Origin of the sequence: Tabrizicola sp., from assembly GCF_030694085.1 — a bacterium.
Taxonomy (GTDB): domain Bacteria; phylum Pseudomonadota; class Alphaproteobacteria; order Rhodobacterales; family Rhodobacteraceae; genus Tabrizicola.
In genome coordinates this window covers 16,159-41,203 of record NZ_JAUXZE010000005.1, presented here as the reverse complement: position 1 = coordinate 41,203, position 25,045 = coordinate 16,159, and the positions used below count along the sequence as shown (strand labels likewise).

The following is a 25,045-nucleotide window of genomic DNA, read 5'->3' as shown; positions in this document are numbered from 1 at the left end:
AGAAAATGTGGGTTGATCCAAATCTTAACGACTTCTACAGCCGCGTTTCGCGGATCGAGAAATCCCATGCCAAGGGCTACGGTTTCGAAGCTGCTGGCACGCTGGGACGCAAGGGCGGAGCGCGGAGCGGGTCTCGGCTGCTCAAGCTGGTCAAGCCGCTGGTTCTGGTGCTGGCGGTCGGCACCGGGGTCAAGAGCGTGATCCACTACTATGTCGGCGCCCAGACCTACGAAAGCCGTGTAAGCGCCCTGGCGGTCGGTGACGGGTTCGACCCGGTCGGCGCCTGGCTGATGCACGCGGACCCGGTGACCCTTTGGGCCTCGGGACAGATGCAGACCCTGCTTCCCCGTTGATCGAAGCTGCTTGATCGAACTATTGGATGACGAAAGGGCCGCATCGTTTGATGCGGCCCCATTTCGCGTTCTGATATGAGGCCCCCGAAGGGCCTTCGGCCCTAGCGGCCGATGGAATCCAGATCACCCCGGCACAGACCGATATCATCCAGCTCGCGGTCCGAGAGCTTGCTGAGGGCCTTGCGGGTGACGCGCGCATCGTTCCAGGCTGCGAACACGCCAAAGGCGTTCGACAGGGCGTTGATGGCACGGTAGGTGGTGATGGCGCCATACGGCGCCGGGCGGGTCGTCTCGACAGCGGCCATGGCGTTCATCCTTGTTCTTACACTGCACATATCGGAGGCTTATTCCTCCATGCACTGCCAGATAGTCGTGCTGCATGTGCAAAGCAAGCTGTGGAATGGCATGTCAGCCATGCAGGCACTGCATGACGTGTGTCAAATTTTTGTCAAACTTTTCAGACGTTTCTAGATGGTGACGCAAGCCGGCGTCGCTTTTCATACCCGACCAGTCGTATTCTGCAAGTGCAAAATGAATGGGCGGTCAGGGGTGGCCTGTGCGAAAGCCATTGGCGGATGTTCCCTTTTCGTGCTAGCCGTTGTGGCAGGCAGGAAAACGGGGACAAGATGCGGGTCATAGGCATCGATCCGGGGCTGAGAAATATGGGCTGGGGCGTGATCGACGTGGCCGGCTCGCGGCTAAGCCATGTGGCCAACGGCATCTGTCATTCCGAGGGTGCGGACGGTGACCTGGCGGTGCGTCTGTTAAGCCTCTATTCCCAATTGACTGAAGTCTTGCGCACCTGGCAGCCGGAAGCGGCAGCGGTGGAGCACACATTCGTCAACAAGGACGCTGTTGCGACGCTGAAGCTGGGCCAGGCGCGGGGCATTGCCTTGCTGGTTCCGGCGCAGTTCGGGCTGGCCGTGGGGGAATACGCGCCGAATGCGGTGAAGAAGACGGTGGTGGGCGTGGGTCACGCGGCAAAGGTGCAGGTGGATCATATGGTGAAGCTGCAATTTCCCGGCGTGAAGATCACCGGACCGGACGCGGCGGACGCGCTGGCGATCGCGATCTGCCATGCGCATCATGTGCAATCGTCGGGCCGGTTGGCGGCGGCGCTGAGGGCAGCGGAATGAGGGTCGTTTCGTGATTGGGCGCATCTCGGGGCGGCTGGACTGGCGCGGGTCGGATCATGTGCTGATCGACGTGCGCGGGGTGGGGTATATCGTTTACGTCAGCGAGCGGACCCTGGCCGGGATGCCGGGGCTGGGTGAGGCGGTGTCGCTGTATACCGACCTTCTGGTGCGCGAGGACCTGCTGCAGCTGTTCGGGTTCCCTACCATGCTGGAGAAGGAGTGGCACAAGCTTCTGATGACCGTTCAGGGCGTGGGCGCGAAGGCCAGTATGGCGATCCTGGGGACGCTGGGGGCGGAAGGTGTCGGTCGGGCGATTACTTTGGGTGACGCGCGGTCGGTGCAGGCGGCCCCCGGAGTGGGGCCAAAGTTGGCGCAGCGGGTGATCCTGGAGCTGAAGGCGAAGGCACCGGGCGTGATGGCCTCGGGCGTCGGGCTGTCGGTGACGGCCGGGGCCGAGGATGTGGTGGTGGAGGAGGCCGCTCCTGCGCAACGGAAAGCGGCGCGCGGGGATGAGGGCGCCGCGCGGCGGGCCACGGCGTCGGCCGATGCGCTGTCGGCGCTGGTGAACCTGGGCTACGGGCAGGGCGACGCGGCGCAGGCGGTGGCGACGGTGGCGGGCGACATCTCTGAGGGTGACGCGGCGGCGCTGATCCGGGCAGCGTTGAAAGTGCTGGCCCCAAAATGACTGACCTGAAATGAGTTCCGATCCGACGCTCCGTCCCGAGAAGCTGCCCGAGGACACCGACAAGGCGTTGCGGCCGCAGATGCTGGCCGAGTTCATCGGGCAGGCGGACGCGCGGGCGAACCTGGCGGTGTTCATTGAGTCCGCCCGGATGCGGGGCGAGGCGATGGACCACACGCTGTTCCACGGGCCGCCCGGTCTGGGCAAGACCACGCTGGCGCAGATCATGGCGCGGGAGCTGGGGGTGGGGTTCCGCATGACCTCGGGCCCGGTGCTGGCCAAACCGGGCGATCTGGCGGCGATCCTGACCAACCTGGAGCCGCGGGACGTCTTGTTCATCGACGAGATCCACCGGCTTTCCCCGGTGGTCGAGGAGGTGCTTTATCCGGCGCTGGAGGACTTTGCACTGGATCTGGTGATCGGTGAGGGGCCGGCGGCGCGGACAGTGCGGATCGACCTGCAGCCATTCACGCTGGTGGGGGCGACGACGCGACTGGGGTTGCTGACGACCCCACTGCGCGACCGTTTCGGGATACCGACGCGGCTGGAGTTCTACAGCGAGGCGGAGCTGTTCGAGATCGTCACCCGGGGCGCGCGGCTGATGGGGGTGCAGGCCGAGGCGGAGGGCTGCCGCGAGATTGCCCGGCGCGCACGGGGGACGCCACGGATCGCTGGGCGGCTGCTCAGGCGGGTGGTGGATTTCGCGCTGGTCGAGGAGGGCGGGCGAATCTCCCGCGCGCTGGCCGACCGGGCGCTGACCCGGCTGGGGGTGGACAACCTGGGACTGGACGGGGCGGACCGGCGCTATCTGAGCTTGCTGGCCGAGAACTATGGTGGCGGGCCGGTCGGGGTCGAGACGATCGCGGCGGCGCTGAGCGAGCCGCGCGATGCGATCGAGGAGGTGATCGAGCCATACCTCTTGCAGCAGGGCCTGATCCTGCGCACCCCGCGCGGGCGGATGCTGGGGGCGAAGGCCTGGCGGCATCTGGGGCTGGAGGCGCCCAAACAGCCCGGTCAGGCGGACCTGTTCGGCAGCTGAGCGGAGCGGCTTGCGCCGCGAGGCTTTTGTCACGTCGTCGGGGCTTGCGCCCTCCTCCTCGGTCGTTGGGGTTACACCCCCAATGCCATCGGTTTCTTGAACCGATGGCGCAACCGATGGCATACCCCGAGGATATTTGTGCAAAGATGAATGGCGCTGAGGCGGGCGAGGGAAACATGGAACCGGGCGAGATCGAGGCGTTGTTCACCCGCGGCGATGGGGACTACCTATTTGCGCGCTGGGGGCGGCCGATCGTGCCGGTGGTCTTCGGGGTGGATGATGCAAGCCTGTCGGTCTTCAAGGGCGCGTTCGAGGCGGTGGTGGTCCTGGCGGGTCACAAGATGGCCGAGACGGACCCGGAGCTGGGTGCGAACCTGATGGTGTTTGCCTTCCGCGAGTGGGGAGAGCTGCTGGAGGTCAAGGACCTGGGGCGGCTGGTGCCGGAGTTGCCCGCGCTGGTGGCGCGGCTGGAAGCGGCGGGGGCGAACCAGTACCGGATCTTCCGGTTCGAGGCCTCGGGCGCGATCAAGGCGGCGTTTGTCTTCCTGAGGATGGATGCGGCGCTGGCGGGGATGGAGGCCGAGACGCTGGCCCTGGCTCAGGCGGTGCAGACGGCGCTGCTGTGGTCGGACCGGGCCTTTGACGGGACCTCGCCACTGGCGCGGGTCGGGGAGCGGGTGATCCTGCGGCCGGAGATCGGGGCGGTGATCCGGGCGGGGTATGATCCGGTGCTGCCGGTGATGGCCCGCGACCCCAGCCATGCGCTGCGGCTGGCGGCTCGGGTTCGGGTCGGCTAGGCTGTCCACGGTGGACAATCCTGGATAAATGAATGATTGCAGAAGCTTGACTGTGGCTGTTCAGCATTTCTTAACCTGTGACGCGCGAGGGCTGGCTGCGTCTTTGCGCAGCTTCCCGGAGGATGAGGGGTCAGCCATACAGGCGAACATTGCTCGGCCCGGTTGATTTTCCGCGTCAGTCGGTCTTTGGAGCCTGTGGCGAGGGTGGAAACTGGGCCCGGTAGTGCGGGACGAAGAAGGCGGTGAACGCTTTCACCTCGGGCCTGCGCCAGGCGACGGGATTGACCAGGAGCCAGATCGTCGTCGCCGTCTGGGACGGAAGCTCGAAGCAGCGGGTCAGCGTTTCATTGCCGGGCCCGGACGGCGTCGGCAGGATCCCGATACCGGCCCCCATCAGGATCGCGGCCTCCATCGCCTTCATGTCGTTGACGGCCATGGCGATCTGATCGGGACCAATTCGGGCAAGCAACCACTGATTGGCGCGCGAGTTGACGTGGCGCCCCTGATGGACGGCGAACCGGTGGCCGGCGAAATCGGCCTCGGTCGAGGGGAGCGGGTGGCGCTCGGCATAGCCTTTGGAGGCGACGAGGGAAAATCCGATCTTTCGGATCGTGCGGCAGATCAGCGTCGTTTCGCGAACGACGTCCGCGCCACGCAAGGCGACGTCGGCTTCGCCTTTTGCCAGATCGAGCTTGTCGTCACTTGGCAGGAACTCGAACCGGACACCGGGATGCGTGAGAGCGAAGGCCTCGATCACCGATCCGAGGCGATGATTGAAGGCATCCTTGAATCCCGTGAACCGGATGGTTCGCGACGTGCCTGCGCTTTGCTGTCGGGCGGCGTCGGAAAAACCGAGGGCGGCGGCTTCAAGGGATTGCGCGTGTTCGATCAGGGCCCTTGCCTCTGGGGTCGGCTGGAAGCCGCGGGTGTCGCGTTCGAAGAGGACCAGACCCAGAGCGTGTTCCAGCGCCTCGATCCGCCGTGCCACGGTGGGCTGGGCCAAACCGAGAACCTTGGATGCGGCAAGGGTCGATCCGGCGCGAACGACCGCCAGGAAGACCCGCACATCCGACCAATCCCGCAAGTCGCTCTTCATTTTTGTAGAGCCTTACAACACCGGGGTGGATACCCCCGGCTTTGCGCATCCGGCAGTCTGATCGAACAGTAACCCGGAGGACCGCAAAATGCAGCTTGAATATCCACCGCAGGGCTTTCTGCACCTGATGACGCAGGTCCTGGGGCGCGACCACGGTCGACCTGCACCCTCCCGGGTCGATCCCGATCGGTCGCCGGTGCCGCAACCGGATCCTGACCGCGCCGACCGTGCCTTTCTGCTGGAGGTCATGAACAACCATCCAGAAGCCGTCCAGAGCGAAATCGGCATGATGTTGTTGATGGCGCAGTATCCAGCACAGCTTTAGCCCGCTGGGTTAGCCCACTGGCGCGCGGCCGGATCTTGCGGCAAGAGGATATCTGCGCAGGCGCAAGCTGCGTGCAGTCCACCGCAAGTGACAGGGCCCCCATGACCCATACCCACGCCGTGCGCGTCTATTACGAAGACACCGATCTGGCGGGGATCGTCTACTATGCCAATTACCTGAAGTTCATCGAACGCGCCCGGACCGAATGGGTCGAGGCGCTGGGGGTGGACCAGATTGCGCTGAAGGCGCGGGAGGGGATCGTCTTTGCCGTACGGCGGGTCGAGGCGGAGTATCTGCGGCCCGCGAAGTTCGCCGACGAGCTGGTGGTGGAGACGAAACTTCAGGCGCTGGGTGGGGCGCGGATCGTGCTGGAGCAGGTCGTGCTGCGCGGGGGCGAACGGCTTTTCGTGTCCGTGGTGACCCTGGTCTGCCTGGGCGACGACGGCCATGCGGCGCGGTTGCCGGCAGAGGTGCGGGCCAGGCTGTCGGGGACGTTGCACTGAGGCTGAGGTGTACCGATGCGTTGCACCGAGGCGGAGGTGCAATGGGGGCCTGAATTGCACTGGCGACCTGACCGGATGCCCCCCACCCCCGACCCCTCGCCCCCAGGGGAGAGGGGAGGGGCGCCCGGTTTTCGGTCGGCGGGCCAGGGGCGCGAGCGGTCGGTGCCTCCGGCGGGGATATTTGGGCAAAGATGAAAGGCGGGTGCGGCTTGAGTTGCCCGCCCGAGGCCATGACAAGTGCCGTCATCTGCGGGCGAATCCCTGCCGCCCACAGACTTGTGTTGGCAATCCCCCTGCAATCTTGGTAGAATCATCGATAACGGAGCCGAATAACGGCCCGATCAACAAGAGCAGGCGTATGGAAAGCGAAACCCTTGCGATGGCGCAGGAGATTGATTTCTCCATGTTCGCCCTTTTTGCACGTGCAACCCTGACGGTGAAGATCGTCATGTTGATGCTGTTCGTCATGTCCTTCTGGAGCTGGGCGATCATCATCCAGAAACACATCATGCTGCGCCGCGCGCAGGGCGAGGCGACGATCTTTGATCGGGCCTTCTGGTCGGGCGAACCCCTGGACGAGCTGTTCGAGAAGATCGGGGCGGAACCGCAGGGGCAGAGCGAGAAGATCTTCGCGGCGGGGATGCTGGAGTGGCGGCGGAGCCACAAGCAGGACGGGGGCCTGATCGCGGGCGCTCAATCGCGCATCGACCGGGCGATGAATGTGGCCATCGCGCGTGAGGCGGAGATGATGAACCGGGGCCTGAGTTTCCTGGCGACGACCGGCTCGACCGCGACCTTCATCGGCCTTTTTGGCACCGTCTGGGGGATCAAGCACAGCTTCGAGCAGATCGCCATCAGCCAGAACACCAGTCTTGCCGTCGTGGCGCCGGGGATCGCCGAGGCGTTGCTGGCGACCGGCGTGGGACTGGTCGCGGCCATTCCGGCGGCGGTGTTCTACAACAAGCTGTCTGCCGACATCGACCGGGTGGTTGGCGGCTATGAGGCCTTTGCCGACGAATTCGCGACGATCCTGTCGCGCCAGCTGGACTCGTAAGCCATGGGCATGGGGGCTTCGGGATCGGCGGGCGGTGGACGGCGTCGCCGCCGCGGCGGGCGGTCGGCCGCGATGAGCGAAATCAACATCACGCCGATGGTGGACGTGATGCTGGTCCTGCTGATCATCTTCATGGTCGCCGCGCCGATGCTGACGGTGGGTGTGCCGGTGGAGCTGCCGAAGACGGCGGCGGCGGCTTTGCCCACGGAACAGGAAGAGCCGCTGACGGTGACGATCACGGCGGACGGGCGGCTGGCGATCCAGACGACCGAGGTGTCGGATGGCGAGATGATCCCGAAGCTGACGGCCATCGCGGCCGAGCGGACGTCGAAGAAGATCTTCCTGCGGGCTGATGGGGCGATCCCCTATGAGCGGGTGGCTCAGGTGATGGGTGCCTTGAACGCCGGCGGGTTCAACGAGATCGGCCTGGTCACCGATGGCGAGGGGCCAAGCTTTGGCGCCGGGGCTGCGTCGAATACCGGAAACGGCGGCGGCTGAGGCGGATGGAAACGCGGTTCCAGACGGGAACGGTTGTATCGGCGATCGGGCATGTGGGGGTTGTCCTCTGGGTGCTGGTCGGCGATTGGCTGTTCGCGCCGGCGCCGCCTGACGAGGTCATCGTGACCTCGGTTTCCATGATCACTTCGGAAGAGTTCGCCGCGTTGCAGTCCGGGGCCACTCCGACCCCGGCCGAAGAGCCTGCGCCGGTCCGGCCGCAGGCGCGACCCGAAGAGGTGGTGGAGCCCGAGCCCGAGCCGTTGCCGGAACCCGAGCCTGAGCCTGAGCCCGAACCGCTGCCAGAGCCGGAACCGGAGCCGGTGCCGGTGGTGGAGCCGCCGCCGTCCGAAGCGGTGCAGGCCGAGGAGGAGCAGGCGATCCAGTCGGAGTCGACCGAAATCCAGCCGGCCCCCGAAGCCGAGGACATCATTGCGCCCGATCCGGTGCAGCCCGAGACGGAAGCGGAGACATCCGAGATCCCCGAACCGGCGGTCAGCGAGGACCCGGCGGTCGAGGAGATCATCGAGCAGGAGCCAACCGAGGCAACGGTGCCCGAGGATACCGGGGACGTGACGCAGACCGAGGCAAACCAGGACCAGACGGCAGAGACGGGGATGACGACTTCGCTGCGGCCGCGGGCCAAGCCGTCGCGACCGGCGCCGCAACCCGACCCCGAACCCGAACCTGAACCGCGCGCCGCGGCCGAGTTGAACGTGCAGCCAGTGGACGACAGCGCGACGCAGGATGCCATCGACGCGCTCTTGGGCGAGGCGGCGGATGAGCCGGTGGAAGAGCCGGTGGCGCAGGGTGGCCAGAACCGTCCACAAGGACCGCCGCTGACCGGGGGCGAGATGGGGGATATCTCCAGCGCCATCGCGCGGCGCTGGAACCTGGGCGCGGCATCGACCGACGTCTTGTCGACGATGGTGGTGATCCGGGTAAGCTTCGATGAGGCGGGCAGGCCGGTGGACTTCCAGCTGATCGAGTCGAACGGACCGACGCAATCGGCCATCGACAACCTGTATTCCATCGCCCGGCGGGCGGTGAACCGGACCCATTCGGAAGGCGGGATTCCTTTGCCGCCAGGCAAGTTCGACACCTGGCGCGTGCTTGATCTGGTCTTCGATGCCAATGGGATGCGGGTAAGATGATGGGTGATCTGCATCGTGCGCGAAGGAAGTGCCTGATTGTCCTTTGGGCAGGTCTTGTCGCCGTGCCTGCTGCAGCAGCTGCCGAAAGCGCGAAGATCCCGGCGCCACACGTCGGTTTTGATTGCACCTTGGCAAGTGTTGGCGGTGCGAAAGCCATGTTCGGCGACGTCACGAGCGCGATCGCCCGCAAATGGAACCTTGGGGCGGCCTCGCCGGAGGCACTGGAAAGCCAGGTTACTGTCAGAGTATGCTTTTCTGCGGCTGGACGCGCCGATCAGATCATCCTCATCGCTGCCGACGGCCCAAATGATGAAGCTGTCCAGGGGTTGTTTCACGCAGCCCGCAGGGCAATCCTGCGCGCAGACTCGGACGGCGGACTTCCGCTTCCTCTGGACCGGTTCGACAGCTGGCGCGTGCTTGATCTGGTCTTCGATGCCAATGGGATGCGGGTAAGATGACCACTTGGGCATGGAACCAAATCGGGGAATTTCCCCTTCTCTCCTGCGGCCAACGCGGGCAATGACATAGAAAAGAACGGAGCATGAGGCCGATGATCAGACCCATGAGACAGATCTTCCAGACACTTCTGGTGCTTGCCCTGGGCTTGGGGGCGCTGATGTCGGCCCCGGTGTTGGCGCAGTCGAGCCCACCCCGGATCGTGATCGGTCAGGGCGTGATCGAGCCGATGCCGATCGCGATCCCGACCTTCATCGACGAGGGCGGCGCGGGCGACTATGCGCGCGAGATCACCCGGGTGGTGATCTCGGATCTGGAGGGCACGGGCTTTTTCCGCAACATCGGGGAAGAGGCGCATATCAGCCGGATCACCAGCTTTGACGGCGGGGTGGCTTTCGAGGACTGGAAGGCGATCAACGCGCAGGTGCTGGTGACGGGGGCCGTGTCGGTCTCGGGCGACCGGATCACGGTGAAGTTCCGCGCCTATGACGTCTTCAACGGCACGACGCTGGAAGGGGCCGCTTTGCAGTTTGCGGGAACCACACAGGGCTGGCGGCGGATGTCGCACAAGGTGGCGGACGTGATCTATTCCAAGATCACCGGGGAGGGCGGCTATTTCGACAGCCGGGTGGTCTTTGTCAGCGAAAGCGGGCCGAAGAACCAGCGGCTGAAGCGGCTGGCGGTGATGGATTACGACGGGGCCAATGTGGCGTATCTCACGGACAGCAACTCGATCGTGCTGGCGCCGCGCTTCTCGCCGACCGGAGACCGCATCCTGTACACCAGCTACGAATCCGGTTTCCCGCGGATCACGCTGATGGACGTCGGCTCACTTCGCAGGCAGACCCTGGACGAGCAGCCGGGCACGATGACCTTTGCGCCGCGATTCAGTCCCGATGGCGGAACAGTGGTTTTCAGCCTTGAGCGGGGCGGGAATACCGACATCTATTCGCTGTCCCTGTCCTCGGGCCGCCTGTCGCAGCTGACGAACGCACCCTCGATCGAAACGGCGCCCAGCTTCAGCCCGGACGGCAGCAAGATCGTCTTCGAAAGTGACCGCACGGGCTCGCCGCAGATCTACATCATGCCGGCGAGCGGGGGCGAAGGCACGCGGATCTCGGGCGGGAAGGGGCGCTATGGCACCCCGGTCTGGTCCCCGCGCGGCGACTACATCGCCTTTACCAAGCAGAACGAGGGCCGCTTCCACATTGGCGTCATGCGCACCGATGGCACGGAAGAGCGGCTGCTGACGGCCAGCTTCCTGGACGAGGGCCCGACCTGGGCGCCGAACGGGCGCGTGCTGATGTTCACCCGCGAAACCAGCGGCGGCGGCGGGCAGGCAAGCCTGTGGTCGGTCGACATCACCGGGCGGAACCTGAAGCAGATCCCGACCGACGGCCCGGCCAGTGACCCGGCCTGGTCGCCGCTTTTGCCCTGAATTGTGACGCGCCGCCGATTCCCTCGGCGGCGCAAAGCTGTTAATCTGGCCGAAATCGAGCCAACAAGAAGGATGACCCTCCCATGAGCCTTGCTGCCAAGTCGCTGCTTCTGATCGCCGTTCTGGGCCTTGCGGCCTGCAACAACCCCGACCGCTATGGTGCTGGTGCCGGTGGGCCTGGCGGAGCCGGGGGCGCTGGTGGCGCGGGCGGGATCGACACCACGGGTCTGGGCGATCCGAACAACCCGACGTCGATTGCCTATTTCAACCAGCGGGTCGGTGACCGGGTGCTGTTCGCGGTGGACCAGTCGACGCTGTCGCCCGAGGCACGGTCGGTCCTGGCGGCACAGGCCAACTGGCTGAACCAGAATCCCGGCTACGCCGCGATCATCGAAGGCCATGCCGATGAGCAGGGCACGCGGGAATACAACCTGGCTCTCGGCGCGCGCCGGGCGGCGGCGGTGCAGAACTTCCTGATCAGCCAGGGCGTTGCCGCAAACCGTCTGCGCACCATCAGCTATGGCAAGGAGCGCCCGATCGAGGTCTGTTCGACCGAGGCCTGCTATTCCCAGAACCGCCGCGCCGTGACCGTGCTTTCGGCCGGCGCCGGGGTCTGACCTGATGCGGCGCTTTGGCCTTGCCGTGGCGCTGTGCCTGCTGCCGGTTCTGGGTCATGCCCAGGACCGGGCGCAGACGCTGGCCGATATTCGTGCCGAGCTGAGCGCCCTTGCGGCCGAGTTCAATGCTCTGAAGGCGGAACTCGTGTCGACCGGGGCCGCGACAAGCGGCGCGGCGGGGGGCGACGCGCTGACCCGGATGGATACGATCGAGGCGACGCTGGCGCGGCTGACGGCGCGGACCGAGGACGTCGAGCTGAAGCTGAACCGGGTGGTATCGGACGGGACCAACCGGATCGGCGACATCGAGTATCGGTTGTGCGAGGTGACCGAGGGCTGCAATCCGGGGAACCTGGGCGCGACGGCCACGCTGGGTGGCGACACGGGCGGTGCGGCCCCGGCCCCGGTGGCCGCGCCGACCGGAACGGCCGGCGCCGGAACCGGCGGGGCAGAATTGGCAATCAGCGAACAGGCGGACTTTGACCGGGCCAAGGAGGTGCTCGGTCAGGGTGACTTTCCCGGTGCTGCAGCGCTCTTTGCGACCTATGCCCAATCCTATCCTGGCGGGCCGCTAGTCCCCGAGGCGCATTTCCGCCGCGGCGACGCGCTGAGCCAGCTGGGTGATACGGCCGGTGCGGCGCGGGCCTATCTGGACGCGTTCTCGGCAGCGCCCGAGGGGCCGTTTGCGCCGGACGCCTTGCTGAAACTGGGCGAGGGACTCGGCGCTTTGGGCCAGGTGCCCGAGGCTTGCGTGACACTGGCCGAAGTCGGCACGCGCTTCCCCGGCAGCATGGCGGCAACGCAGGCGGTGGTGGCGATGCAGGGGTTCGGGTGCCGGTAGACCAGGGCGAGCGGCTGGTCGGGCTGATCCGGGCGGCGCTTCCAGCGGACCAGACCATCGGCGTGGCGCTTTCGGGCGGTGGGGATTCCACCGCCCTTCTGCATTTATGTCTTCGTGCCGGATTCCGTGTTGAGGCGATCACGGTTGACCATCGGCTGCGGCCCGAAAGCGCGACCGAGGCGGCGGCGGTGGGTGCGGCCTGTCACCTTTTGGGTGTGCGGCATGAGGTCGGGGTCTGGGAGCATGGCAATGTCCCTGGCAACCTGATGGACGCAGCACGCCGGGCTCGGATGGGGTTGATCCGGGCTTGGGCGGTGTCGCGGGGGATCGGCGTTGTGGCTTTGGGCCATACGCGGGACGATGTGGCGGAGACGGTGCTGATGGGACTTGCGCGCTCGGCCGGGGTCGCGGGTCTGGCGGGACTGCGGCCTGACTGGGAGGACGGAGTCCGGTTTGTGCGACCCTTGCTTGACGCGGGGCGGGTGGAGCTGCGCGATTGGCTACGGGGCCAGCGGATCGATTGGGTGGATGATCCGACCAACGACAACGACCGCTTTGCGCGGGTAAAGGCTCGCAAGGCCCTGGCGGCATTGGCTCCGCTGGGGATCACGGTCGAACGGTTGGCCGAGGTGGCGGGAAACCTGCAGCGGGTGCAGGAGGCGCTGGCGGTGCAGATCGCTGCCGCCGGGCAGTGGGTCGACGCGCGGGCCGGGGCCTTGCGGTTCGATGCTGGGGTCTGGGCCGCGCCGGGCGAAGTGCAGCGGCAGGTGGTGATTGCTGCGGTGCGGTGGCTTTCCGGCGCCGCCTATCCGCCCCGAGCCGCCGAAGTAGAGCGGCTGGTCGCTGCGCTGGCCGGGGTGCAGGATGCGACGCTTGGGGGGTGCCGGGCGCGCAAGGGCTGGCTGATGCGCGAGCCCCGCGCGGTGGGGGGGGCGATGGCTGTTGGGCAGGTCTGGGACGGGCGCTGGCTGGTCGAGGGGCCTGCCGCCGAGGTGCGCGCCTTGGGGGCCGAGGGGCTGCGGCAGGTCCCGGACTGGCGCAATCAGGGCCTCCCGCGCGAGGTGCTGCTGGTGACTCCGGGCGTGTGGGAGGGCGAGAGGCTGCTTGCAGCGCCTTTGGCGGGGCTTTCCGCCGAGTGGCAGGTGCGGCTTCAGTACCCGTTCACACTTCGCCGTTAGTGGATTGAACACCGGCCCCAAAGGTTTATCTTAAGCCCAAGCCGCTTCAGCCCCGTCTGGGGGTTGAGGGCGCATTCAGGAGATCCCTGCATTGGGTAATGCACGCAATATCGCGTTCTGGGTCGTGCTGTTGATTCTGGTCATGGCGCTGTTCCAGCTCTTTTCGGGCAACCAGACGACGATGTCGTCCCGCTCGCTGTCCTATTCCGATTTCATCGAACGGGTGGATGCCGGGCAAGTCAGCAAGGTGGTGCTGGACGGCGAACGGGTCGTGGTCATCGGCAAGGATGGCAACTCGTACGTCACGATCAAGCCGCCAGGCGATCAGGTCACGGAAAACCTGTCGCGCGAGCTGATCGGCAAGGGCGTCGAGGTCGAGGCCGAGCCGCAGGCGCAGTCGGGCTTCGTCTCGGTGCTGCTGAGCTTCCTGCCGTTCCTGCTGCTGATCGGCGTCTGGATCTATTTCATGAACCGGATGCAGGGCGGCGGACGTGGCGGCGCGATGGGCTTTGGCAAGAGCCGTGCGAAGCTGCTGACGGAAAAGCAGGGTCGGGTGACGTTTGACGACGTGGCCGGCATCGACGAGGCCAAGGAAGAACTGGAAGAAATCGTCGAGTTCCTGCGCAACCCGCAGAAGTTCAGCCGTCTGGGTGGCAAGATCCCGAAGGGGGCGCTGCTGGTCGGCCCGCCCGGCACGGGCAAGACGTTGCTGGCTCGCGCGATTGCGGGTGAGGCGGGGGTGCCGTTCTTCACCATCTCGGGCTCGGACTTCGTGGAAATGTTCGTCGGTGTCGGTGCAAGCCGTGTCCGCGACATGTTCGAGCAGGCCAAGAAGAACGCGCCCTGCATCGTCTTCATCGACGAGATCGACGCCGTGGGCCGTGCCCGGGGCGTGGGCATCGGTGGCGGCAATGATGAACGCGAGCAGACGCTGAACCAGTTGCTGGTGGAAATGGACGGGTTCGAGGCGAACGAGGGTGTCATCATCATCGCCGCGACGAACCGGAAAGACGTGCTGGACCCGGCGCTGCTGCGTCCGGGCCGCTTTGACCGGCAGATCCACGTGCCGAACCCCGACATCAAGGGGCGCGAGAAGATCCTTTCGGTCCACGCCCGCAAGGTGCCGCTGGGGCCGGACGTTGACCTGCGGACGATTGCGCGGGGGTCGCCCGGGTTCTCTGGTGCCGACCTGATGAACCTGGTGAACGAGGCCGCGCTGATGGCGGCGCGGGCGGGGCGTCGGTTCGTGACGATGATCGATTTCGAATCGGCCAAGGACAAGGTGATGATGGGCGCCGAGCGTCGCAGCATGGTCCTGACGCCCGAGCAGAAGGAAATGACCGCCTATCACGAGGCGGGCCACGCCATCGTCGGCATGGCGCTGCCGAAATGCGACCCGGTCTACAAGGCGACGATCATCCCGCGCGGTGGCGCGCTTGGCATGGTGATGAGCCTGCCCGAGATTGACCGGCTGAACTGGCACCGCGACCAGTGCGAGGAACGCATCGCGATGACCATGGCCGGCAAGGCGGCCGAGATCATCAAGTGGGGCGAGAACTCGGTGTCGAACGGGCCTTCGGGCGACATCCAGCAGGCTTCGGCTCTGGCCCGCGCGATGGTGCTGCGCTGGGGCATGTCGGACGTGGTCGGCAACATCGATTATGCCGAAGCGGCCGAGGGCTATCAGGGCAACACCGGCGGCTTCTCGGTTTCGGCCGAGACCAAGCGGCTGATCGAACAGGAAGTGAAGCGCTTCATCGACGAAGGCTATGAGACCGCCCGCCGGATCCTGCTGGAGAAGCAGGAAGACTGGGAACGGCTGGCCAAGGGTCTGCTGGAGTACGAGACGCTGACCGGCGACGAGATCCGCAAGGTCGTCGCGGGTGAGGCTCTGGGCGGCGATGACAATGCCGACAAGCCGTCGTCGGGCGGTGGCACGGCATCGGTCGCGGCGATCCCCAAGACGCGGGGGCGCACGAAGAAGCCTGGGACCGAGCCGGAACCGGCTCCGCTGTAACGAAGGAAAGGCCCCGCATCGTCGGGGCCTTTTGCTTTTGCGAACCGGCCGCTAACCTGCACGGTGGCAGGGGAGACGGCGGATGATCACGGCATATGCAACCAGAGGCGCGCGGCTGGAGAAGCTGGACCTGACGGACCGGCACCTGTCCGAGGCGCTGTGGATCGACCTTGAGGCCCCGACCACCGCCGAGGAGGATGCCGTCGAGGCAGTCCTTGCGCTGGATATCCCCACGCGCGAGGACATGCAGGAGATCGAGGTTTCCTCGCGCATCTACCGCGAGGACGGGGCACTGTTCCTGACCGCCCAGGTCATCGCCACCGCCGATGCGCGCGAGGCCGAGATCGGACCAGTGACCTTTGCCGTGCGGCCAGACCGGCTGGTGACCGTGCACTATCACCATCCGCGGTCGCTGGGCTATTTCGCCGACTGGGCAGCGCGGCACGATACGGTGCTGGAAAGCGGGCTGGATGCGCTGATGGGCCTCTTGGAAGCCATCGTGGACCGGCTGGCCGATATCCTGGAGGCCGAGGCCCGGCAGCATGAGCTTCTGTCGAAGGCGATCTTCGCGGCGCATCGCCCGTCGGGCCGGGCCGAGACACTGGGCGCGGTGCTGCAGCGGATCGGGCGGGCCGAGGCGATGAATGGCCGGGTCAACGAAAGCCTGGCAACGATCCTGCGGATTCTGACCTACCTGACGGCGACCCCCGAGACGGCGGACGGCCCCTGCCTGCACGCGCGGCAGATGCCCATCGCGCAGGCGCAGTTGCAGGACGTCCGGTCGCTGCGCGAGGTGGCGGCGGCGCAGGCCGAGAAGGTCCGCTTCCTGCTGGATGCGACGCTTGGGGTGATCAACATCCGGCAGTCGGACGTGATCAAGATCTTTTCCGTGGTGGCCTTTGTCTTCCTGCCGCCGACGCTGATCGCCAGCATCTACGGGATGAACTTTGTCCACATGCCAGAGTTGCAGTGGACATGGGGCTATCCGATGGCGTTGGGGCTGATGGTGCTTTCCGCGCTGGTGCCCTATGCGATCTTCCGGTGGAAGAAGTGGCTGTAGACTGGGACCCGGCGCGCTACGGCGCGTTCCGCGACCTGCGGCTGCGCCCGGCGCTGGACTTGCTGGCGCAGGTGGGGGAGTTGCGCGCGGGAGAGGTCGTAGACCTGGGCTGCGGCGATGGGGCCGTGGGACCGGCGCTGGTGGCGCGCTATCCGACGCGCTGCCTTGTCGGGGTGGACGCTTCGGAGGCGATGCTGGCCAATGCCGCCCTGCGGCGCTGCTACGAGCGGGTTGCTCGGGCGGACATCGCGGACTGGCAACCCGATACGCCACCTGCGCTGATCTTCTCCAACGCGGCACTGAACTGGCTGCCGGGTCATGGGGCGCTGATGCCCAGGCTGGCCGGGATGCTGGCGCCGGGCGGTGTGCTGGCGGTGCAGATGCCGCGCCAGGGCGATGCGCCGTCGCATCGTCTGCTGCGGGAGGTGGCGAGGGGGCTGTTTCCAGGGCGCGCGCTGCCGCCGCGCTCACCCGTCTTGCCGGCGGGGGAGTATGTGGAGCTGCTGCTGCCGCTTGGTGACGTGCGGGCCTGGACGACGGATTACCTGCAGATGCTAGGCCCGGTGCCGCAGGGCCATCCGGTCCGCGCCTTTGTCGAAAGCACGGCGATGCGGCCTTTTGTCGAGGGGCTGACCCCGGACGAGACCCGTGCTTTCGTCGCCGCCTATGACGCGGCGTTGGCCGAAGCCTACCCGGCGCTGCCTGATGGTCGGGTGCTTTTCCCCTTTACCCGCGTCTTCTTCATTCTGGAGCGTTCCTGATGCCCGCCCTGATCCCGACCGATTACACCGCCCGCGTCATCTGGCTGGGCACCCAGCCGGTGCCAGTGGAGAAACTGGTGATCACCTCAGTCCCGCTGGAGGTGATGCCGCTGAGCTTTGCGGGGTTCAAGGGCGAGGTCCATGCCGGGCTGACGCGCCCGTCGTGCAGCAGGGTGCTGAAGCAGTATCCCCGGAATACGGAAATTCGGAATGTCCGCCAGCTGTGTGTGGTCAGTGCCGAAGAGATGGCAGAGGTGGCCCGCGACATGGGGCTGGCGGCGATGGACTATGCCTGGGTGGGCGCGTCCCTGGTGCTGGAGGGCATCCCGGACCTGACGCATCTGCCGCCCTCCAGCCGGTTGCAGGGACCGGACGGGGTGACGCTGGTGGTGGATATGGAGAACCTTCCCTGCCAGGAGCCTGCCGTGACGATCGAGAAGGCGCTGCCGGGCCAGGGCAAGGGGTTCAAGCGGGCCGCCGAGGGCAAGCGGGGCGTCACCGCCTGGGTGGAACGCGAGGGGGTGTTGCGGCTGGGCGACGCTGTCCGGCTGCACATTCCGGCGCAGAAGCCTTGGGCCGGTCGGAACGCCGCTGCGGAAAAATAGTTAATTCTGGTGAAAATTTCACGTCCGGGCCCCGTGGTTTCGTATCGGAAACGCGGGCTGGCGAATTTGGCGGTTTTTAGGTCGCAAAACACCTTCGGCAAGTGCCCGCCGCCCGGTATCACGTCGCAAACGGCATATTTGCCCGCACATAAGCCCACTGGGGAGACACACATGGCCTTCAAGACCGACATCGAGATTGCACGCGAAGCGAAGAAGAAGCCGATCATGGAGATCGGGGCCAAGCTGGGCATCCCGTCGGAGCACCTGCTGCCCTATGGTCACGACAAGGCGAAGGTGAGCCAGGAGTTCATCAAGAGCCTTTCGGCCAAGCCCGATGGCAAGCTGATTCTGGTGACGGCGATCAACCCGACGCCCGCGGGCGAGGGCAAGACCACGACGACGGTGGGCCTGGGCGATGGTCTGAACCGGATCGGCAAGAAGGCGGTGATCTGCATCCGCGAAGCCAGCCTTGGCCCGAACTTCGGGATGAAGGGTGGTGCTGCCGGCGGCGGGATGTCCCAAGTCGTCCCGATGGAGGAGATGAACCTTCACTTCACCGGCGACTTCCACGCGATCACCAGCGCCCACAACCTTTTGTCGGCGATGATCGACAACCACATCTACTGGGGCAACGAGCTGGCAATCGACGAGCGCCGCATCGTCTGGCGCCGGGTGATGGACATGAACGACCGCGCGCTCCGCGACATCGTGGTGAACCTGGGCGGCGTCGCCAACGGCTTCCCGCGCCAGACCGGCTTTGACATTACCGTGGCGTCCGAAGTCATGGCGATCCTGTGCCTGTCGAACGACCTGGAAGACCTGCAAAAGCGGCTGGGCGACATCGTGGTGGCCTACACCCGCGAGAAGAAGGCGATCTACTGCCGCGACATCAAGGCCGACGGCGCGATGACGGTTCTGCTGAAGGACGCGATGCAGCCGAACATCGTGCAGACGCTGGAAAACAACCCGGCCTTCGTGCATGGTGGCCCGTTCGCCAACATCGCCCACGGCTGCAACTCGGTCATCGCGACGAAAACTGCGCTGAAGCTGGGCGAGTATGTCGTGACCGAAGCCGGGTTCGGCGCGGACCTGGGCGCCGAGAAGTTCTTTGACATCAAGTGCCGGAAGGCGGGGCTGAAACCCTCGGCTGCGGTGATCGTCGCAACGGTGCGGGCGATGAAGATGAACGGCGGGGTGGCGAAAGCCGACCTTGGGGCCGAAAACGTCGAGGCGGTGAAGAAGGGCTGCCCGAACCTTGGCCGCCACATCGGCAACGTCAAAGGCTTTGGCGTGCCGGTCGTCGTGGCGATCAACCACTTCTACAGCGACACCGATGCCGAGATTGCCGCCGTGAAGGCCTATGTCGCCGAACAGGGCGCGGAAGCGATCCTGTGCAAGCATTGGGCGCTTGGGTCGGAAGGCATCGAGGAGCTGGCGCACAAGGTCGTGCAGCTGGCCGAAGGCGGTTCGGCGAACTTCGCGCCGCTTTACCCCGACGAGATGCCGCTGTTCCAGAAGCTGCAGACCATCGCCAAGCGCATCTATCACGCCGATGACGTGATCGCGGACAAGTCGATCCGCGACCAGCTGAAGACCTGGGAAGCGGCGGGCTATGGCCACCTGCCGATCTGCGTGGCCAAGACCCAGTACAGCTTTACCACCGATCCGACCGTCCGCGGCGCGCCGACGGGCCACACGGTTCCGGTCCGCGAAGTGCGGCTGTCGGCCGGGGCTGGTTTCATCGTCGCGATCTGCGGTGAGATCATGACAATGCCGGGCCTGCCCAAGGTGCCGTCGGCCGAAGTGATCCGGCTGAACGACGAGGGCAACGTCGAAGGCCTGTTCTAAGCGGTCGCATTGCCCTTTGCGGGCTGTCCCCTTATCTCGGGGGCAGCCTGCCAAGGGAGAGTTTCGATGCGAAAGCCCGCCGACTGCACCACGATGGCCGAGATCCGGGCCGAGATCGACCGGCTGGACGAAGACCTCGTCCGGCTGTTCGCGGAACGGGCGGGCTATATCGACCGGGCGGCGGAGATCAAGGCCGAGGTGGATTTGCCCGCGCGGATCGGGTCTCGGGTGGAAGAGGTGGTGAGCAATGTCCGCGCCCATGCCGACACCTATGGGCTGCCGCCGGAACTCGTGGAAAAGCTGTGGCGGCGGCTGATCGACTGGTCCATCGCCCGCGAGGAAAGCAGGCTTGGGCCGGACAGTCTGCGGAAGGGATGAAAGCAGGGGCGCGATGACGGCCACACTGATCGACGGCAAGGCCATCGCGGCCCGGATGCGTGACGAGACAAGGGCCGAAGCGGCGCGGCTGACCGCCCTTGGCTGGGCGCCGCGACTGGTGTCGATCTCGGTCGGGGATGTGGCGGCGGCAGAGTTGTATGTCAGGAACCAGCAGAAGTCGGCGGAAGCGGCGGGTGTGGGGTTCGAGGCGCGGAACTATCCCGAAAGCATCAGCCTGGAGCAGCTGCAGGGCGTGCTGGCCGGGTTGAACGCGGACCCGCGGGTCAACGGGATCATCATCCAGCGGCCGCTCCCGCCGCATATCCCGGTCAAGGCGCTGCAGAAGGCGGTGCATCCGATGAAGGACGTCGAGGGGATGCACCCCTCGTCGATCGGCAACATCGTCTACAACGACCTGACGCTGGGCCCCTGCACGGCGGTCGCGGCAGTGGAAATCCTGAAGACGCTGCCCCTGACGATGGAAGGGCTGGATGTCTGCGTGATCGGACACTCGGAAATCGTGGGCAAGCCGATTGCCTTCCTGATGATGGGCCTTGGCGCGACGGTCACGGTCTGCCACCACATGACCCGGCAGGTCGCGGTGCATAGCCGCGCGGCGGATGCGGTCTTCGTGGCGGTGGGCAAGCCGGGGCTGGTCAGGGGCGAGATGCTGAAGCCGGGTGCGGCCTTGATCGACATCGGCATCAACCGGGTGGATGGCAGGACGGTCGGGGACGCGGAGTTCGCCAGTTGCGCCGAGGTGGCGGGCTGGATCACCCCGGTCCCCGGAGGCGTCGGGCCGGTGACGGTGGCGATCCTGATGAAGAACGCGGTGCTGGCGACGGCGATGCAGATGGACCATTACCGCACCGCCTTTGCGGCGGCGGTTTGAACGGAGGGATACGGGATGACGGCCAAGGTGATTGACGGCAAGGCTTTCGCGGCCAATGTGCGGGCAGAGGTCGCAGAGCATGTGGCGCGGCTGAAGGAGGAGCATGGGCTGACGCCGGGTCTGGCCGTGGTGCTGGTGGGCGAGGACCCGGCGTCCAAGGTCTATGTCAAGAACAAGCACGCCTCGACCATCGAGGTCGGAATGGCATCCTTCGAACATCGGCTGGACGCCTCGACCGGCGAAGCCGAGCTTCTGGCGCTGATCGACCAGTTGAACGCGGACCCCAAGGTGCATGGGATTCTGGTGCAACTGCCGCTGCCGGGGCATCTGAATTCCGAGCTGGTGATCAACCGGATCGACCCGGCCAAGGATGTGGACGGATTTCACATATCAAACGTCGGCTTGCTGGGGACCGGGCAGAAGTCGATGGTGCCCTGCACGCCCTTGGGCTGCCTGATGATGCTGCGGGACCATCATGGCAAGCTCGCCGGGCTGAATGCGGTGGTGGTGGGCCGGTCGAACATCGTCGGCAAGCCGATGGCGCAGCTTCTGCTGGGCGACAGCTGCACGGTGACCATCGCGCACTCGCGCACCAAGGACCTGGCCGAGGTCTGCAAGCGGGCCGATATCCTGGTCGCCGCGGTCGGACGGCCCGAGATGATCACCGGCGACATGGTGCGCCCGGGGGCCACGGTGATCGACGTGGGCATCAACCGCATCGAGCGGGACGGCAAGGCCAAGCTGGTGGGCGACGTGCACTATGAGAGTGCGGCAGCGGTGGCCGGGGCGATCACTCCGGTTCCGGGCGGGGTCGGGCCGATGACGATTGCCTGCCTGCTGGCCAACACGCTGACTGCCTGCTGCCGGGCGAACGGGCTGGCCGAGCCGGAGGGGTTGACGGCATAGGTGGAGTAAAACCCCACCCTACCTCGGCATCGGGATGGCAAGGACGCGCGGGCCGGTGAGGATGGCCAGCGCGTCCTTTGCCAGCAGGGCAGTCAGGGCTGCGTCATGGCTGCGCAGGCCGCCGGTATAGATGCCGTAGGCGGGCAGGATCAGGCGCTGCGCATCGGCAAGAAAGCAGGGTTTCGACTGACCGGCGAGCCGGGCCTTGGGGTGGTAGTGGCCTGAAATTTCTGCCGTTTCCTCGGGCTTGGCGATGTGGCGGAAGGTGAAGGGGTGCAGTTTGAGGTCCGCCCGGTGGGTGACGCCAAGGTCGATCGGGCCGGGGTCGTGGTTGCCGGTGATCCAGGTCCAGTCGCGCCCGGCCATGAGGCGGGTGAGCCAGAGGCGGGAGGCTTCGTCGATGCCCTCGGCGGCGGCGAGGTCGTCGAAGCTGTCACCAAGGCAGATCACGGTCTCGGCTGCGGTGTGGTCAAGGTCGCGGTCGAGTTTCTCCAGCGTGGCTTGCGTCTCGTAGGGGGGCAGGAGCGTGCCGCCGCGTCGGGCGAGGCGTTCGGATTTGCCCAGATGCAGGTCGGAGACGGCGAGGGTTTCCCGGGCGGGCCAGTAAAGGGCGCCGGAGGGCAACAGGTGCAGCGTTTCGCCGTGGAAGAAGAGTGCGTGGTGCATTTGCGGCTTGATGCCCCGGCGGCGGGTTTGCGGCAAGGGGCGGTTATGAAACTGAGTGCTGCGCACGGAGTCCTTGCCTCGGCTGCGCGGACTGCGCCGCTTGCCTAAGAGAAGCCTCCGGCGGGGATATTTGGGCAAAGATGAAAGGTCAGGCGAGACCGGCGGCTTCCATCAGGGCCTGGGCCTGGGCGGTGGCAAGGCGGTCACGGGCTTCGCCGTGGACGGGGATGCGGCCGGGCTCGAAGAAGAGGGGGGCTGCGAGGGGGGTGACGCGACGGCGACGGATGAGGTCGATGTTCTCGCCGACGCGGGCGAGCATGGTCTCGATGCGGGAGAAGTCGATCAGGCCGCGGAGGGCCTCTTCCCGGGTGATCTGGAGAAGGAGGTGGTCGGGGTCGTAGCGGCGCAGCGTGTCGTAAAGGATGTCGGAGGAGAACGTGGCCTGGCGGCCGGTCTTGCGGCGGCCCTGGTGGCTGCGTTCGATCAGGCCCGCGATCATGGCCGTGTTGCGAAAGGTGCGCTTCATCACGGCGTTGCCGGAGAGCCAGGTGTCCAGGCCGTCCTTGAGGGTGTCGAGGTTGAAAAGCGGAGCGGGGTCGGTGACGGGGTCAAGGCCCCAGATCAGTGTGGCGTAATCGGTGGCGACGAAGCCGAGGGGGGCAAGGCCTTGGGATTCCATCTGTTTTGTCACGAGGAGACCGAGGGTCTGCTGGGCGTTGCGGCCTGCGAAGCCGTAGACGACAAGGTGTTCGCGGCCGTCGTGGGGGAAGCTTTCCAGGAGAAGGGAATGGGGGTCGGGGAGGCGGGAGACCTCGCGTTGCAGGGAGAGCCATTGGGCGGTGTGGGTGGGGAGGTCGGGCCAGCTGTCCTGCTGGAAGATCTGCAGGATGCGGTCGGCCAGAAGGGTGGAGGTGGCGAATTTGGTGCCGTTGAAGACGGCGACCTTTGGGTCGCGGCCGGGGGTTTTCGAGACCTCGACCGTCATTTCTCTCAGGCCTTCGTAGCGGACGATCTGGCCGCCGATCAGGAAGGTGTCGCCGGGGGTGAGGGTGGCGGCGAAGCTTTCTTCGACCTCGCCCAGGGGCGCGCCGTGGCCGCGAAAACGCACCTTCAGCGTCTCGATGTCGATGATCGTGCCGAGGTTCTGCCGGATCAGCGCGGCGGCGCGGGGGTCGCGGAGGTGCCATTTGCCGTGGGTCTGTCTCAGGCGCTGCCAGCGGTCGTAGGCTTTCAGCGCGTAGCCGCCGGTGGCGGTGAAATCGAGGCAGGCGTCGAATTCCGGTCTTGTGAGGTGCGCATAGGGGCCGGCGGTGGTGACTTCGGCGTAGAGGTCGTCGGCGTTGAAGGGGCCGGCGCAGGCGGTGGCGAGGATGTGCTGGCAGAGGACGTCGCGCGGCCCTGGTCCGCGCGGTTCGCCGTCAAGGGTGTGGGCGTGGACGGCATCGAGGGCGGCCTGACATTCCACGACCTCGAAGCGGTTGGCGGGGACGAGGAGGGCTTTGGAGGGTGCGTTGTAGCGGTGGTTGGCGCGGCCGATGCGCTGGACCAGGCGCTTGACGTTCTTCGGCGCGCCGACCTGGATCACGAGGTCGACGTCACCCCAGTCGATGCCAAGGTCGAGTGAGCCGGTGCAGACGACGGCGCGCAGCGCCCCGGCGGTCATCGCCTGTTCGACGCGTTCCCGTTGCTCGCGGCTAAGGCTGCCGTGGTGGATGCCAATGGGGAGGTCTTGGGCGTTCTGTAGCCAGAGATCGTGGAAGAACAGTTCCGCCTGCGCGCGGGTGTTGTGGAAGATGAGGGTGGTCTTGTGGCGGGTCACCTCGTTCAGGATCGCGGGTATGGCGTAACGACCGCCGCCACCGCTCCACGGGGGAGGGGCGTCGGTTTCCAGCATCGAGATGTCAGGGTCGGGACCGGGGTCGGCTTCGAGGATCGTGGTCCGGGGGCTGAGGAAGCGGGCGAGGGCCGGGGGGTTTTCCACGGTGGCGGACAGGCCGATGCGGCGGAGGTTCGGGTTCAGCGATTGCAGGCGGGCGATCTGCAGGACGAGCTGGTCGCCGCGTTTGGATTCGGCGAGGGCGTGGATTTCGTCGATGATCACCCGTTGCAGCCCGGCGAAAATCCGGGGGGCGTCTTCGTAGCTGAGAAGGAGGGCGAGCGATTCCGGTGTGGTCAGCAGGATATGCGGCGGGTCGGCGCGCTGGCGGCGGCGCTGGGTGTAGGAGGTGTCGCCGGTGCGGTCTTCGACGCGGATCTTGAGACCTGCGCCCTCGATCGGGGTCCCGAGATTGCGGCGGATGTCGGCGGTGAGGGCCTTCAAAGGCGAGACGTAGAGGGTGTGGAGACCCGGCGCGGGGTTCGGCCCGAGTTCGGCGAGGGTGGGGAGGAAGCCGGCGAGAGTCTTGCCACCTCCGGTCGGGGCGATGAGAAGGGTGGCGGGATCGCCGCTGCGCGCGAGCATGTCCAGCTGGTGCGGGTGAAGGGTCCAACCTTTGGCGGCGAACCAGTCAGCGAAGGCGGGGGGGAGGGTGGTCATGCGGACAGAGATAATGCGGAGAGCCGGGCAGGGGAACGGGAAGAGCGGATTATTGCTGGACGCTGTGCAGGGCCGGGCAGGGCCGTGTCCGCGAATCGAGCCGGTGGAAGGTCTTTCCCCGGCGGAGGATTTCCACAGAACAATCTTTCGCTTGGGCGGTTGTTCCGCGCGGGGCTTTGCCGCCGGAATTGCGGCGCTTTTTCCGGGGGGCC

At 66.2% G+C, this 25,045-nt stretch carries 27 protein-coding genes; 23 read left to right on the top strand and 4 right to left on the bottom strand.

The genetic code is table 11. From position 1 onward, the window contains the following. Window positions 1-5: 5 nt before the first annotated feature. Window positions 6-353 carry a hypothetical protein gene (locus Q8M85_RS00520; RefSeq protein WP_305538990.1) on the top strand — a complete coding sequence of 116 codons (348 nt, stop codon included), beginning with the start codon at window positions 6-8 and terminating at the stop codon, window positions 351-353. Window positions 354-454: 101 nt separating this feature from the next. On the opposite strand, the gene Q8M85_RS00515 is transcribed toward Q8M85_RS00520, so the two are convergent. After that, window positions 455-658, bottom strand: a complete 204-nt coding sequence (locus tag Q8M85_RS00515; protein ID WP_305538988.1) for a DUF1127 domain-containing protein — start codon at window positions 656-658, stop codon at window positions 455-457. A 321-nt stretch (window positions 659-979) separates the two neighbouring features. On the opposite strand from Q8M85_RS00515, the gene ruvC reads away from it, so the two are divergent. The 4 genes from ruvC (at window position 980) to Q8M85_RS00495 (ending at window position 4,007) form a co-directional block, all read left to right on the top strand. After that, window positions 980-1,489 (top strand): crossover junction endodeoxyribonuclease RuvC, encoded by a 510-nt coding sequence (gene ruvC / locus Q8M85_RS00510; RefSeq protein WP_305538987.1) that lies wholly within the window; start codon window positions 980-982, stop codon window positions 1,487-1,489. Between the two features lie 10 nt (window positions 1,490-1,499). After that, window positions 1,500-2,174, top strand: a complete 675-nt coding sequence (ruvA, locus tag Q8M85_RS00505; protein WP_305538985.1) for a Holliday junction branch migration protein RuvA — start codon at window positions 1,500-1,502, stop codon at window positions 2,172-2,174. Window positions 2,175-2,184: 10 nt separating this feature from the next. Beyond that, window positions 2,185-3,210: a Holliday junction branch migration DNA helicase RuvB gene (ruvB, locus tag Q8M85_RS00500; RefSeq protein ID WP_305538983.1), complete on the top strand. Its 1,026-nt coding sequence runs from the start codon at window positions 2,185-2,187 to the stop codon at window positions 3,208-3,210. A gap of 176 nt (window positions 3,211-3,386) precedes the next feature. Next, a complete protein-coding gene (locus tag Q8M85_RS00495) occupies window positions 3,387-4,007 on the top strand; it encodes a hypothetical protein (RefSeq protein ID WP_305539120.1) in 621 nt (206 codons plus the stop codon). 175 nt (window positions 4,008-4,182) lie between these two features. Here the strand turns inward: Q8M85_RS00495 and Q8M85_RS00490 are convergent, their stop codons facing one another. After that, a complete protein-coding gene (locus tag Q8M85_RS00490) occupies window positions 4,183-5,103 on the bottom strand; it encodes a LysR family transcriptional regulator (protein WP_305538981.1) in 921 nt (306 codons plus the stop codon). An 88-nt stretch (window positions 5,104-5,191) separates the two neighbouring features. Here Q8M85_RS00490 and Q8M85_RS00485 point away from each other — a divergent pair, with 88 nt between their 5' ends. The 18 genes from Q8M85_RS00485 to folD all read left to right on the top strand — a co-directional run bounded on the left by Q8M85_RS00485 (window position 5,192) and on the right by folD (window position 21,631). Then, window positions 5,192-5,428 (top strand): hypothetical protein, encoded by a 237-nt coding sequence (locus Q8M85_RS00485; RefSeq protein WP_305538979.1) that lies wholly within the window; start codon window positions 5,192-5,194, stop codon window positions 5,426-5,428. A 101-nt stretch (window positions 5,429-5,529) separates the two neighbouring features. Beyond that, a complete protein-coding gene (gene ybgC / locus Q8M85_RS00480; RefSeq protein WP_305538977.1) occupies window positions 5,530-5,931 on the top strand; it encodes a tol-pal system-associated acyl-CoA thioesterase in 402 nt (133 codons plus the stop codon). Between the two features lie 358 nt (window positions 5,932-6,289). Further along, on the top strand, window positions 6,290-6,985 hold the full coding sequence (tolQ, locus tag Q8M85_RS00475; protein ID WP_305538975.1) for a protein TolQ: 696 nt from the start codon (window positions 6,290-6,292) through the stop codon (window positions 6,983-6,985). Window positions 6,986-6,988: 3 nt separating this feature from the next. Next, entirely contained in the window at window positions 6,989-7,483 is a 495-nt protein-coding gene (gene tolR, locus Q8M85_RS00470) for a protein TolR (RefSeq protein ID WP_305538973.1), read from the top strand. Between the two features lie 5 nt (window positions 7,484-7,488). Next, on the top strand, window positions 7,489-8,634 hold the full coding sequence (locus tag Q8M85_RS00465; RefSeq protein WP_305538971.1) for a hypothetical protein: 1,146 nt from the start codon (window positions 7,489-7,491) through the stop codon (window positions 8,632-8,634). Next, complete coding sequence (locus Q8M85_RS00460) at window positions 8,634-9,092, top strand: hypothetical protein (RefSeq protein WP_305538969.1); 459 nt, start codon at window positions 8,634-8,636, stop codon at window positions 9,090-9,092. Before Q8M85_RS00465 ends, Q8M85_RS00460 begins: the two co-directional genes overlap by 1 nt. A 104-nt stretch (window positions 9,093-9,196) precedes the next feature. Then, window positions 9,197-10,528 (top strand): Tol-Pal system beta propeller repeat protein TolB, encoded by a 1,332-nt coding sequence (gene tolB / locus Q8M85_RS00455; RefSeq protein WP_305538967.1) that lies wholly within the window; start codon window positions 9,197-9,199, stop codon window positions 10,526-10,528. A gap of 83 nt (window positions 10,529-10,611) precedes the next feature. Further along, window positions 10,612-11,145 carry a peptidoglycan-associated lipoprotein Pal gene (gene pal / locus Q8M85_RS00450; protein ID WP_305538965.1) on the top strand — a complete coding sequence of 178 codons (534 nt, stop codon included), beginning with the start codon at window positions 10,612-10,614 and terminating at the stop codon, window positions 11,143-11,145. Between the two features lie 4 nt (window positions 11,146-11,149). After that, window positions 11,150-11,986, top strand: a complete 837-nt coding sequence (gene ybgF, locus Q8M85_RS00445; protein WP_305538963.1) for a tol-pal system protein YbgF — start codon at window positions 11,150-11,152, stop codon at window positions 11,984-11,986. After that, window positions 11,977-13,164, top strand: coding sequence for a tRNA lysidine(34) synthetase TilS (gene tilS, locus Q8M85_RS00440; RefSeq protein WP_305538961.1), 1,188 nt, complete (start codon window positions 11,977-11,979; stop codon window positions 13,162-13,164). Before ybgF ends, tilS begins: the two co-directional genes overlap by 10 nt. Window positions 13,165-13,255: 91 nt before the next feature. Beyond that, complete coding sequence (gene ftsH, locus Q8M85_RS00435; RefSeq protein ID WP_305538959.1) at window positions 13,256-15,181, top strand: ATP-dependent zinc metalloprotease FtsH; 1,926 nt, start codon at window positions 13,256-13,258, stop codon at window positions 15,179-15,181. Between the two features lie 82 nt (window positions 15,182-15,263). After that, window positions 15,264-16,241: a magnesium transporter CorA family protein gene (locus tag Q8M85_RS00430; protein WP_305538957.1), complete on the top strand. Its 978-nt coding sequence runs from the start codon at window positions 15,264-15,266 to the stop codon at window positions 16,239-16,241. Next, window positions 16,232-17,002: a methyltransferase domain-containing protein gene (locus Q8M85_RS00425; protein ID WP_371135156.1), complete on the top strand. Its 771-nt coding sequence runs from the start codon at window positions 16,232-16,234 to the stop codon at window positions 17,000-17,002. The genes Q8M85_RS00430 and Q8M85_RS00425 overlap by 10 nt, the downstream gene beginning before the upstream one ends. Continuing rightward, window positions 17,002-17,607 (top strand): MOSC domain-containing protein, encoded by a 606-nt coding sequence (locus Q8M85_RS00420; RefSeq protein WP_305538953.1) that lies wholly within the window; start codon window positions 17,002-17,004, stop codon window positions 17,605-17,607. Before Q8M85_RS00425 ends, Q8M85_RS00420 begins: the two co-directional genes overlap by 1 nt. 171 nt (window positions 17,608-17,778) lie before the next feature. Next, on the top strand, window positions 17,779-19,455 hold the full coding sequence (locus tag Q8M85_RS00415) for a formate--tetrahydrofolate ligase (RefSeq protein ID WP_305538952.1): 1,677 nt from the start codon (window positions 17,779-17,781) through the stop codon (window positions 19,453-19,455). A 66-nt stretch (window positions 19,456-19,521) separates the two neighbouring features. Then, window positions 19,522-19,833, top strand: coding sequence for a chorismate mutase (locus tag Q8M85_RS00410; RefSeq protein WP_305538951.1), 312 nt, complete (start codon window positions 19,522-19,524; stop codon window positions 19,831-19,833). A 13-nt stretch (window positions 19,834-19,846) separates the two neighbouring features. After that, a complete protein-coding gene (locus tag Q8M85_RS00405; protein ID WP_305538950.1) occupies window positions 19,847-20,725 on the top strand; it encodes a bifunctional 5,10-methylenetetrahydrofolate dehydrogenase/5,10-methenyltetrahydrofolate cyclohydrolase in 879 nt (292 codons plus the stop codon). 15 nt (window positions 20,726-20,740) lie between these two features. Next, entirely contained in the window at window positions 20,741-21,631 is an 891-nt protein-coding gene (gene folD, locus Q8M85_RS00400; RefSeq protein WP_305538949.1) for a bifunctional methylenetetrahydrofolate dehydrogenase/methenyltetrahydrofolate cyclohydrolase FolD, read from the top strand. Between the two features lie 18 nt (window positions 21,632-21,649). Here the strand turns inward: folD and pdeM are convergent, their stop codons facing one another. Together pdeM and Q8M85_RS00390 are read right to left on the bottom strand one after the other, a co-directional pair. After that, complete coding sequence (gene pdeM / locus Q8M85_RS00395; protein ID WP_305538948.1) at window positions 21,650-22,297, bottom strand: ligase-associated DNA damage response endonuclease PdeM; 648 nt, start codon at window positions 22,295-22,297, stop codon at window positions 21,650-21,652. 148 nt (window positions 22,298-22,445) lie between these two features. After that, complete coding sequence (locus tag Q8M85_RS00390) at window positions 22,446-24,833, bottom strand: ligase-associated DNA damage response DEXH box helicase (protein WP_305538947.1); 2,388 nt, start codon at window positions 24,831-24,833, stop codon at window positions 22,446-22,448. Window positions 24,834-25,045 lie beyond the last annotated feature (212 nt).

Bases quoted from the DNA above. Each gene is read 5' to 3' on its own strand.
- Q8M85_RS00520 (WP_305538990.1), top strand. From the start codon at position 6: ATGTGGGTTGATCCAAATCTTAACGACTTCTACAGCCGCGTTTCGCGG.
- Q8M85_RS00515 (WP_305538988.1), bottom strand. From the start codon at position 658: ATGGCCGCTGTCGAGACGACCCGCCCGGCGCCGTATGGCGCCATCACC.
- ruvC (WP_305538987.1), top strand. From the start codon at position 980: ATGCGGGTCATAGGCATCGATCCGGGGCTGAGAAATATGGGCTGGGGC.
- ruvB (WP_305538983.1), top strand. From the start codon at position 2,185: ATGAGTTCCGATCCGACGCTCCGTCCCGAGAAGCTGCCCGAGGACACC.
- Q8M85_RS00495 (WP_305539120.1), top strand. From the start codon at position 3,387: ATGGAACCGGGCGAGATCGAGGCGTTGTTCACCCGCGGCGATGGGGAC.
- Q8M85_RS00490 (WP_305538981.1), bottom strand. From the start codon at position 5,103: ATGAAGAGCGACTTGCGGGATTGGTCGGATGTGCGGGTCTTCCTGGCG.
- Q8M85_RS00485 (WP_305538979.1), top strand. From the start codon at position 5,192: ATGCAGCTTGAATATCCACCGCAGGGCTTTCTGCACCTGATGACGCAG.
- ybgC (WP_305538977.1), top strand. From the start codon at position 5,530: ATGACCCATACCCACGCCGTGCGCGTCTATTACGAAGACACCGATCTG.
- tolQ (WP_305538975.1), top strand. From the start codon at position 6,290: ATGGAAAGCGAAACCCTTGCGATGGCGCAGGAGATTGATTTCTCCATG.
- tolR (WP_305538973.1), top strand. From the start codon at position 6,989: ATGGGCATGGGGGCTTCGGGATCGGCGGGCGGTGGACGGCGTCGCCGC.
- Q8M85_RS00465 (WP_305538971.1), top strand. From the start codon at position 7,489: ATGGAAACGCGGTTCCAGACGGGAACGGTTGTATCGGCGATCGGGCAT.
- Q8M85_RS00460 (WP_305538969.1), top strand. From the start codon at position 8,634: ATGGGTGATCTGCATCGTGCGCGAAGGAAGTGCCTGATTGTCCTTTGG.
- tolB (WP_305538967.1), top strand. From the start codon at position 9,197: ATGAGACAGATCTTCCAGACACTTCTGGTGCTTGCCCTGGGCTTGGGG.
- pal (WP_305538965.1), top strand. From the start codon at position 10,612: ATGAGCCTTGCTGCCAAGTCGCTGCTTCTGATCGCCGTTCTGGGCCTT.
- ybgF (WP_305538963.1), top strand. From the start codon at position 11,150: ATGCGGCGCTTTGGCCTTGCCGTGGCGCTGTGCCTGCTGCCGGTTCTG.
- Q8M85_RS00430 (WP_305538957.1), top strand. From the start codon at position 15,264: ATGATCACGGCATATGCAACCAGAGGCGCGCGGCTGGAGAAGCTGGAC.
- Q8M85_RS00420 (WP_305538953.1), top strand. From the start codon at position 17,002: ATGCCCGCCCTGATCCCGACCGATTACACCGCCCGCGTCATCTGGCTG.
- Q8M85_RS00415 (WP_305538952.1), top strand. From the start codon at position 17,779: ATGGCCTTCAAGACCGACATCGAGATTGCACGCGAAGCGAAGAAGAAG.
- Q8M85_RS00410 (WP_305538951.1), top strand. From the start codon at position 19,522: ATGCGAAAGCCCGCCGACTGCACCACGATGGCCGAGATCCGGGCCGAG.
- Q8M85_RS00405 (WP_305538950.1), top strand. From the start codon at position 19,847: ATGACGGCCACACTGATCGACGGCAAGGCCATCGCGGCCCGGATGCGT.
- folD (WP_305538949.1), top strand. From the start codon at position 20,741: ATGACGGCCAAGGTGATTGACGGCAAGGCTTTCGCGGCCAATGTGCGG.
- pdeM (WP_305538948.1), bottom strand. From the start codon at position 22,297: ATGCACCACGCACTCTTCTTCCACGGCGAAACGCTGCACCTGTTGCCC.
- Q8M85_RS00390 (WP_305538947.1), bottom strand. From the start codon at position 24,833: ATGACCACCCTCCCCCCCGCCTTCGCTGACTGGTTCGCCGCCAAAGGT.